Annotated in this window: 8 protein-coding genes and 1 riboswitch; of the genes, 5 read left to right on the top strand and 3 right to left on the bottom strand. The window is 69.6% G+C overall.

Annotated features, from left to right (window positions below):
- The 3 genes from PHN62_RS07390 to cobO form a co-directional block, all read right to left on the bottom strand.
- Positions 1 to 517, bottom strand: a 517-nt coding sequence (locus tag PHN62_RS07390; RefSeq protein WP_300148440.1) for a TIGR00645 family protein, incomplete at its 3' end; no start/stop codon positions are given.
- 88 nt (positions 518 to 605) lie between these two features.
- Positions 606 to 2036, bottom strand: a complete 1431-nt coding sequence (locus PHN62_RS07385) for a cobyric acid synthase (RefSeq protein WP_300148600.1) — start codon at positions 2034 to 2036, stop codon at positions 606 to 608.
- A gap of 11 nt (positions 2037 to 2047) precedes the next feature.
- Positions 2048 to 2674: a cob(I)yrinic acid a,c-diamide adenosyltransferase gene (gene cobO, locus PHN62_RS07380; RefSeq protein WP_300148438.1), complete on the bottom strand. Its 627-nt coding sequence runs from the start codon at positions 2672 to 2674 to the stop codon at positions 2048 to 2050.
- Positions 2675 to 2708: 34 nt separating this feature from the next.
- Positions 2709 to 2927: riboswitch (cobalamin riboswitch) on the top strand.
- 147 nt (positions 2928 to 3074) lie between these two features.
- Between cobO and PHN62_RS07375 the strand changes: the two genes are divergently transcribed.
- The 5 genes from PHN62_RS07375 to PHN62_RS07355 are packed head-to-tail and all read left to right on the top strand — an operon-like array spanning position 3075 to position 9473.
- Positions 3075 to 3428, top strand: a complete 354-nt coding sequence (locus tag PHN62_RS07375; protein WP_300148436.1) for a DUF1636 domain-containing protein — start codon at positions 3075 to 3077, stop codon at positions 3426 to 3428.
- Positions 3429 to 3431: 3 nt separating this feature from the next.
- A complete protein-coding gene (cobW, locus tag PHN62_RS07370) occupies positions 3432 to 4445 on the top strand; it encodes a cobalamin biosynthesis protein CobW (protein ID WP_300148434.1) in 1014 nt (337 codons plus the stop codon).
- A gap of 13 nt (positions 4446 to 4458) precedes the next feature.
- Positions 4459 to 7722, top strand: a complete 3264-nt coding sequence (gene cobN / locus PHN62_RS07365) for a cobaltochelatase subunit CobN (protein ID WP_300148432.1) — start codon at positions 4459 to 4461, stop codon at positions 7720 to 7722.
- A 1-nt stretch (position 7723) separates the two neighbouring features.
- The gene (locus tag PHN62_RS07360) at positions 7724 to 8860 is read left to right on the top strand and encodes a precorrin-3B synthase (protein ID WP_300148429.1); all 1137 of its coding nucleotides are present in this window, start codon (positions 7724 to 7726) and stop codon (positions 8858 to 8860) included.
- Positions 8844 to 9473, top strand: a complete 630-nt coding sequence (locus PHN62_RS07355) for a precorrin-8X methylmutase (RefSeq protein ID WP_300148427.1) — start codon at positions 8844 to 8846, stop codon at positions 9471 to 9473. The genes PHN62_RS07360 and PHN62_RS07355 overlap by 17 nt, the downstream gene beginning before the upstream one ends.
- Positions 9474 to 9506: the final 33 nt, after the last annotated feature.

The raw sequence follows: 9506 nt of genomic DNA, 5'->3' as shown, positions 1-9506 counted from the left end.
CGGATTTCTTCGACTTCTTCAAGGTCTTCGCGTGATTGGCGATCCAGTCCATGGCGGCCAGCAGCACGCCCGAAGCCACGAAGACCAGATGGATGATCACCATCCAGCGGATATGTTCGGCGGTGTATTTGTTCACGTCCATGAAGACCTTGAGCAGATGGATGCCCGAAATCGCCACGATGGAGGCCACCAGCTTCAGCTTGAGCCCGGAGAAATCGACTTCGCCCTGCCATTCGGGGCGATCCTCATGGCCGTTGATGTCCAGCCGGCTGACGAAATTCTCGTAGCCCGAGAAGATCACGATCAGCAGCAGATTCGCCGCAAGGCTGAGGTCGATCAGGGCGAGGGCGCCCAGGATCGCGTCGTTCACCGTCATCGTCGGGAGGATCATGGCGAAGCGGACAAGCTCCATGATGAACATCCAGACGAGGATGGCCAGCGCGGCGACCAGGCCCAGATACATCGGGGCCATCAGCCAGCGGCTGGCGAAAAGAATGCGTTCGATCTGACGTTCCATGATCTCTCCTGAGGCGGCGGACGCCGGAGCTATATAGAACGCGCGCTCCGCCCGACATCCCCCCTCCACCGGATTTCCGAGGGGGCCCTCACTCGGCCAGAGCGAGCAGCCCCTCCACATCGAGATGCGCCTCCAGATGGGCGGCGAGCTCGTCGAGGGTCGCCTCGACTCCGGCCCCATAGCCGAGTCCGGCCGCCTGCGCCCCCAGACTCGCCAGATAAGCCGCCCGGAAGGCGTCTTCGGCGAAGAGCCCATGCAGATAGGAGCCCGCCGCCAGTCCATCCGCCGAGATCGCGCCTTCCGGCTCGCCCTCGATATAGGCGAAGGGCCGGGCGCGGTCGGGGCCCTGGGTGCGGCCGATGTGGATCTCGTAGCCCGAAACCTTCAGGCCGCTCGCGGCGTGCAGCGCCTCGACGCGGGTCAGGCGCTTGTCGGGCGCCATGATCGTCTCCACGTCGAGCAGCCCGAGGCCCGGAGTCGCGCCCGGTTCGCCCTCCAGGCCCTCGGGATCCGCCACGCTGCGTCCGAGCATCTGATAGCCGCCGCAAAGCCCGAGAATCCGCCCTCCGCGCCGGTGATGGGCCAGCAAATCCACGTCCCAGCCCTGGGCCCGCAGAAAGGCGAGGTCTCCGCGCGTGGATTTCGTCCCCGGAATGATCGCCAGAGCCGCGTCTCCGGGCAGAGCCTGGCCGGGGCGGATCATCTCCAGCCGAATGGAGGGCTCGATCTTCAGCGGGTCGAGATCGTCGAAATTGGCGATGCGCGAGAGGCAAAGGCAAGCGACCTTCACCGGGCCGGAGCCTGAAGGCGCAAGATCCAGCGCATCCTCCGCCGGAAGCCGCGCCGCTCCTGCGAACCAGGGGACCACGCCGAAGCCCCGCCAGCCCGTGCGCTGCGCGATCAGGTCATATCCGTCGTCGAAGAGGCGCGGATCGCCGCGAAAGCGGTTGATGAGGAAGCCCCGGATCATGGCCGCGTCCTCGGGGTCGATCACGGCCTGAGTCCCGATGATCTGGGCGATGACGCCGCCGCGGTCGATGTCGCCCGCCAGAACCACCGGAACCTCCGCCGCCCGGGCGAAGCCCATGTTCGCGATGTCGTTTCTGCGGAGGTTCACCTCCGCCGGACTCCCCGCCCCCTCGACGACCACCAGATCCGCGCGGGATTTCAGACGGGCGAAGCTCTCCAGAACCGCGCCCATCAGCCGGGGCTTGAGCGCGCCGTAATCCCGCGCCCGCGCCGAGGCGAAGACCTTCCCCTGCACCACCACCTGAGCGCCGACGTCGGTCTGCGGCTTGAGCAGCACGGGGTTCATGTCCACCGAAGGCTCGACCCCGCAGGCCAGCGCCTGCAAGGCCTGAGCCCGACCGATCTCGCCGCCGTCGAAGGTCACGGCGGCGTTGTTGGACATGTTCTGCGGCTTGAAGGGCAGAACCCGCAGGCCCCTCAGCCGCGCCGCCCGACAAAGCCCCGCCACCAGCAGGGATTTGCCCACATTGGAGCCGGTCCCCTGGATCATCAGGGCGCGGGTCAAAATTCGACTCCCGGCTGCGCCTTGATCCCCTCGCGGAAGGGATGCTTCACCACGGTCATCTCGGTCACGAGATCCGCCGCCGCGATCAGCTCCGGCCTGGCGTTGCGGCCCGTCAGCACGACGTGGGTCATGGGCGGCTTCTCGGCGCGCAGGAAGTCCAGAACCTCCGCGAGGTCGAGGTAATCATAGCGCAGGGCGATGTTGATCTCGTCCAGCAGCACCATGCGGTTGTCAGGATCGCGGATCAGCTCCCTGGCCTTCTCCCAGCCCGCCCGGGCCGCCGCCTTGTCGCGCGCGAGGTCCTGGGTCTCCCAGGTGAAGCCCTCGCCCATGGTGTGGAAGGCGCAAAGATCGCTGAAGCGCGCGAGGATCAGATCGCGCTCGCCGGTGGTCCGCGCGCCCTTCACGAACTGCACCACGCCGCAGCGCATCCCATGCGCCAGACAGCGGAAGATCATCCCGAAAGCCGAAGAGGACTTCCCCTTCCCCGGCCCGGTCAGCACGATGATCAGGCCCTTTTCGCCCGTCTTCTCCTGCATCATGCGGTCGCGGGCGGCCTTGATCTTCGCTTTCTTGGCGGCGTGGGCGGCGGCTTCTTCGGAAACCGGGGCTTCGGGGGACATGAAAGCCTCCTTGACAAGAGGGATGGGGCGTGGCTTGGCTCGCGCCATCGCTGGTTCCCGCCGCAAGGCGGGCGAAGAGGGAATAGCGCCAGGGCCTTCCGGCCTCAAGCGCAGCCGCCCCCGCGACCGTGACCGGAAAGGTCGCCCATCACGCCACTGGTCCGCAAGGGCTCGGGAAGGCCGGGCGCCCGTCGGAGCCGCAAGGCCCCTGAATCCGCAAGCCGGGAGACCTGCCAGCCTCCGCCTCCTGTCCGCAGGGGGTTTCCGTCGTCGCGGCCGGGGAGCGCCGCTGTCGGGAGCGAGGCCGCGCCCGACCCGGCGAGCCTTTTTCCGATCCTCTCCCCGCGCCGCTCTTCAAGCCCTGTTTTCGGGGCGCGCCTTCGCGGGGAGTTCGGGGCCGATGCATCTAGACGCGACGCTGGTGGTCTGCACCACCTGCCGCCTGCCGGAATCCGACCCCGCCGCGCCCAGGCGCGACGGTCTGATTCTGGCCGAGGCTCTGGAGGCCGCGGGCGCGCCCGTGCGCCGTCAGGAATGTCTGTCGGCCTGTTCGCGGGGCTGCGCCGTGGCCTTCACGGGGCCGAAGCGCTGGACCTATGTGCAGGGCGCCCTTGATCCCCATCGCGACCGGGAGGCCGTCCTGACCATGCTGGGCGCCTACGCCTCGGCTCCGGACGGGCTCGTCCCATGGCGCGAACGCCCTGAAGTCATCCGCAAGAACACCGTCGCCCGCGTCCCGCCTCTGGAGGTCTGAACCATGTCGCTTGAAAAAACCCCCGTCACCATCGTCACCGGCTTTCTGGGCGCCGGAAAGACCACCCTCATCCGCCATCTGCTGCGCAATCCTCAGTGGCGGCGTCTGGCGGTGCTGGTCAACGAATTCGGCGACGTGGGCGTGGACGGCGATCTGATCCGCGCCTGCGCCGACGCCGATTGTCCCGAGTCGAACATCGTCGAGCTGACCAACGGCTGCATCTGCTGCACCGTGGCCGATGAATTCATCCCGACCATCGAAAGGCTCATGGCTCTGGAGCCGCGCCCGGATCATATCCTCATCGAGACTTCGGGTCTGGCGCTGCCCAAGCCGCTGCTCAAGGCCTTCGACTGGCCGGGCCTGCGCTCGCGGATCACCATCGACGGCGTGGTGGCCGTCGCCGACGCCGAAGCCGTGGCGGCGGGGCGTTTCGCGCCCGACGAAGAGAACCCCGGCGAGGCGGGCGCCGATCACGAGACTCCGCTCTCCGAGGTCTTCGAGGATCAGATCGCCTGCGCCGATCTGGTGCTGCTCTCGAAAGCCGACCTCGCGGGAGAGGAAGGCGTCGCGGCGGCCCGTCGGATCATTCTGGCCGAAGCGCCGCGCCCTCTGTCGATCCTGCCCATCCACGAGGGCGAGATCGATCCGCGCGTGGTCCTCGGCCTCGGCGCGGCGGCGGAGGCGGATCTCGCCGCCCGCCCCTCGCATCACGACGGCGAAGACGATCACGACCATGAGGATTTCGACACGGCGATCATCGAGATCCCCGAACAGAAAGACCCTCAGGCTCTGGCCGCCAAGGTCGAGGCCCTCGCCCGGACGCAGAAGATCCTGCGCGTGAAGGGCCATGTCGCGGTCGAGGGCAAGCCTTTGCGTCTGCTGATTCAGGCGGTGGGGCCTCGGGTGCGCCATCAGTTCGACCGCCCCTGGGGCGCCTCGCCGCGTCAGGGACGCCTCGTGGTCATCGCCGAAAAGGCGGATCTCGACGTGGACGCCCTCCGCGCGGCGCTGGCCTGAGGAGCGGCGGCCCATGCATGTGCTCTTCCGCGAAAGCCATGGTCTGGAGGAATCCGAGGTCCCGCAGGATCTCGGCCAGCCTCCGGCCGATCTCGTGGTCCTCTCCTTCTCGGACAGCGACCTCGGGGCTTTCGCGGCGGGCTGGCGCAGGGCAACGGCGAGAGGCACGGCGCTCCCCTCCTTGAGGCTGGCGGATCTGGCCGCCTTGCGTCATCCGCTTTCCGTGGACGCCTATCTGCAGAACACCCTCTGCGGGGCGAAAGGCGTTCTGATCCGGCTGATCGGCGGCGCGCCCTGGTGGGCCTATGGGCTGGAGCAGGTCGAACGTCTGGCGAGGGCTCAAGGGATCGCTCTGGCGGTTCTGCCCGCCGACGGCCGCGAGGACCCGAGGCTCGACGCGGCCTCCACCCTGCCCGTCTCGACTCTGCGGCGGCTGACGGCGCTTTGCGAAGCGGGCGGCGAGATCGCGGCTCAGGCGGCTTTGGCGCAATTGGCTCTGGCGGCGGGGCTCTATGCGGGACCGGTGGCGGGAGAAAAGACCCTCCCTGATTTCGGCTTCTGGCTTCCGGGCGCGGGTTGGCTGCGGGAGGCTCCGGCGCGGGACGGACGCCCCCTGATCTTCCTAAGCTTCTACCGGAGTTGGCTCGCCGCCGCCGACGTGGAGCCTCTGGAGCGGCAGGCCGAAGGCTTCAAGACGCAGGGGTTTCAAGTTCTGGGCGGCTTCGTCCCCTCGCTCAAGGAGCCGAGGGCGGCGCTTTGGCTGCGCGAGGCTCTGGCGGGGCTGCGCCCTGCGGCGGTGGTCAACGCCACGGCCTTCTCCGCCCGCGCCGCCCAATCTGGGGGAGGATCGCCGCTGGACGCCGCCGGGACCCCCGTGTTTCAGGTCGCTTTAGCCACCTCCTCGCGCAAGGCTTGGGCTGAATCGGCGCGGGGCTTGTCTCCGGCGGATCTGGCGATGCATGTCGTCTTGCCGGAGGTGGACGGGCGGATCAATGCGGGCGTGATCTCCTTCAAGGCTCAGGAGCCGCGCGACCCCGAGCTTCATTTCGCCCGCAGCCGCCATCAGGCCGATCCGGAGCGGATCGCCGCCGTGGTCGCGCGCGTGGCGGGCTGGATCCGCATGGCGGAGGCGCCGCCCGAAACCCGCAAGCTGGCGCTGATCCTCTCGACCTATCCCGGCAAGGCGCATCAGATGGCCCATGCCGTGGGCCTCGACGCCCTCGCCTCCGCCGAGGCGATCCTTGAGGATCTCGGCGCGCCATCAGGGCCTCTGGCGGGGCCGTTGCAGAGCGAAAGCCTCGCATGGCCCTTAGCGGATTATCGTCAGGCGCTGAAGGCTCTGCCGGAGAAGCTCCGCGCGGATCTCGCCGAGGCTTGGGGCCAGCCGGAGGAAGATTCCTCCGTGCAGGCGGGGGCCTTTCACTTCCGGGCTCTGCGCCGGGGCGGCGTGCTCCTCGCCTTGCAGCCCGAGCGCGGAACGCCCCATCTGCGCGAGGAGGAATATCATGACCTCGCCCGGGTTCCGCGCCATGGCTACGTCGCCTTTCATCTCTGGCTCCGGGAGGCGGAGAAGATCCACGCCCTGATCCATCTCGGCGCCCATGGGACGCTCGAATGGCTGCCGGGGAAATCGGCGGCGCTTTCGGAGGAATGCTGGCCGGAAGCTCTGACCGGGCCTCTGCCGGTGCTCTATCCCTTCATCGTCAATGATCCCGGCGAGGCCGCCCAGGCCCGCCGAAGGCTCGGGGCCGTCACGCTCGGGCATCTGCCGCCGCCTCTGGCGGAGGGCGGCCTGCCCCCCGCCCTCGCGCGGCTGGAGCGGCTGCTCGACGAATACTCCACCGCCGACGGCCTCGACCCGGCGCGGCGCGGGCGGCTCATCTCCTCCATTCGCGCAGAGGCTCAGGACGCGGGCGTCGAGGAGGATCTCGGCCTGACCTCCGGGGCCAGTCCCGCCGAGGCTCTGACCCGCATCGACCGCTTCGTCTGCGATGTGAAGGAGAGTCAGTTCGGCGAGGGGCTGCATGTCTGGGGGCGCGGCTCGCCCGACGGGAAAGGCGGCTTCTCCGGAGACGCGGCCTCCATCGCCGCCGAAAGGGCGGTTCTGGCTCAGGCTCTGAGCGGCGCGCGGATCGCGCCCGGAGCCTCGGGCTCGCCTTATCGGGGGCGCTCGGAGGTTCTGCCCACGGGCCGCAACCTCTACGCCGCCGATCCCCGCGCCACGCCTTCGCGGGCGGCCCACGCCCAAGGCGTCAAGCTGGCGGAGGAGCTGCTCCGGCGCCACCTGCAAGACCATGGCGACTGGCCGCGCGGGCTGGTGGTGGATCTCTGGGGCTCGGCGACCATGCGCACCGCCGGAGAAGATTTCGCCATGGCGCTGCATCTGGCGGGCGCCGCGCCGCTCTGGGACGAAGGCTCCGACCGGGTTTCGGGCTTCGAGATCATCCCCCTGCCGCTGCTGGATCGCCCGCGCATCGAGGTGAGCCTGAGGGTTTCCGGCCTCTTCCGCGACGTCTTTCCGGATCTGGCGGGGCTTTTCGAGGCCGCCGCCTCGGCTCTGGCGGCCCGAGACGAAGCGCCGGACCTCAATCCCTATGTCGCCGCCCAGCCGGGACCGCGCGTCTTCGCCCCCGCGCCGGGGAGCTACGGCCTCGCGCTCGACGCCGAGGATTATTCGCCCGAAGGCCGCGACCGGGCGGGCGAGGCCTGGCTCGCGGCCTCCAGCCATTCGGCGGCGGGAGAACCCGCCCGCGAGGCTCTGGAGATGCGGCTGCGCGGCGCGGATTCCTTCGTCCATACGCAGGATCTGCCCGAAACGGATCTTCTGCTCGCCATGGATTACGCCGCCCATGAAGGCGGATTCGCCGCCGCCATGGCGCGGCTGGGCGCGCCGGAGCCCGCGCTCTGGCGTCTGGATGCGACGCGCCCCGACCAGCCTCGCGCCCGCAGCCTGCCCGAGGAGATCGCCCGCGTGGTGCGCGCAAGGGCGGTCAACCCGCTCTGGATCGGCGGCATGAGGCGCCATGGCTTCCGGGGCGCCGCCGAGATCGCCGCCACGCTGGATCATCTGGCGGCCTTCGCCCATCTGACGCGGAGAGTCCCCGCCCATCTCTTCGACCTTTATCACGAGGCCACGCTTTCAGACCCCGAGGTGCGGGATTTTCTCGCCCACGCAAATCCGGCGGCTCTGGCGGCCATGGAGGCCCGTTTCGAGGCTCTGCGGGCGGCGGGGATCTGGATCAGCCGCTCCAATTCTCTGGCGGCGGGGGTGCGCTGAGATGGCCGGGGAAGTCAAAGGCTGGTGTCCGGGGGCGCGGCGGCCCATGGAGAGCGGCGACGGGCTGATCCTGCGTCTGCGGCCTCATGGCGGACGCCTGACGCCCGATCAGACGCAGGCTCTGGCCGATCTCGCGGAAACCTACGGCGACGGGGCGATTGAACTCAGCGCGCGCGCCCATCCGCATCTCCGGGGCGTGAGCCCTGAGGCTCTGCCGGAGATTCACAGGATTCTCGCCCACTTTGGCCTGCTCGACGCCGAGGCCGATCTTGAGGCCCGCCGCAATATCCTCGTCGCGCCGCTCTGGCGCGCGGAGGACGGGGCTTTAGAGATGGCGGCGGCTCTGGAGGAGGCTTTACGTGAGGCCCCGCCTTTGCCGGCGAAATTCGGCTTCGCGCTGGATCTCGGGCCAGGGGCGATCCTCGGCGGGGCCTCGGCCGACATCCGCATCGAAAGAAGCCCTGAGGGCCTGATCCTGCGCGCCGAGGGCATGGCTCTTGGCGAGCCTGTGAGCGCCGAAGCGGCTCCCGCCAGGGCTGTGGCTCTGGCGCTCTGGTTCGCGGAGAACCGGGGCGAAGCTGGCCGCATGGCGCGTCTGATCGGAAGCGGCCTCCGCCCGCCCCTCGCAGCGATTCAAGCGCCGCTGACCGCTGATCCGCCCGCTCTCGGCCCGCAGGCGCCCGGATTCCATCTCGCCTTTCCCTTCGGGCGCATGGAGGCGGAGGCTCTGCGCCTGCTCGCCCACGCGCCTTTGCGTCTGACGCCCTGGCGCTCGGTGATCGTCGAGGGCCTGCGGGAGGCGCCCGACATCCCCGGCCTGATCCTCGATCCGCTGGACCCGCTCTTGCGCGTCTCGGCCTGCGTGGGCGCTCCGGGCTGCGCTTCGGCGGAGGGCGCGACGCGCGATCTCGCCCGCGGCCTCGCGGCTCTGGTCCCGCAAGGCGCGCGGCTGCATGTTTCGGGCTGCGCCAAGGGCTGCGCCCATCCCGGACCCGCCGAGGCCACGCTCCTCGCGCGGCCCGACGGGCGCTTCGACTTCATCCGCGACGGCTCAGCCAAAGCGCCGCCCCAACTCACGGGCTTGGCCTCAGCCGAGATTCCCGCCATCCTGCGAGGCTCCCTTGCCCCATCTTTATGAAACCGACGGCGCCGCCATCTATCGCGCCAGCTTCGCGACCATCCGCGCCGAAGCCGACCTGGCCCGCTTCTCCGGCGCGGAGGAGGTGGCGGCGGTGCGGATGATCCACGCCTGCGGCATGGTGGATCTGGCGCGCCATATCCGCTTTGCGCCGGGCTTCGCGGAGGCGGCTCAGGCGGCTTTGCGGGCCGGAGCGCCCATCCTCTGCGACGCGCGCATGGTGGCCGAGGGGATCACCCGCGCGCGTCTGCCCGCCGGAAACGAGGTGCTCTGCATGCTCGGAGATCCCTCCGTTCCGGAGTTGGCGGCTCAGATCGGAAACACCCGCAGCGCCGCCGCCGTGGAGCTCTGGCGGCCTCGTCTGGCGGGGGCGCTGGTGGCCATCGGCAACGCCCCAACGGCGCTGTTTCATCTGCTCAATCGGCTGGAGGATCCGGAGTTTCCCCGTCCCGCCGCGATCATCGGTTGTCCGGTGGGCTTCGTCGGGGCCATGGAGTCCAAGGCCGCGCTCATGGCGGCCGATCCGGCGCCCTGGTGCGTGGTCGAGGGTCGCCTGGGCGGCTCGGCGATCACGGCGGCGGCGGTCAACGCCCTCGCGGGAGGCCGCGAATGAGCCCCGCAGCATTTTCCAGCGAAGCCGGAAGGG

Source organism: Neomegalonema sp. (assembly GCF_028688855.1).
In the GTDB taxonomy this organism is placed as follows: Bacteria; Pseudomonadota; Alphaproteobacteria; order Rhodobacterales; family Rhodobacteraceae; genus Neomegalonema.
Note: the sequence above shows the minus strand (reverse complement) of the source record. Positions and strands in the feature narration are given on the sequence as shown.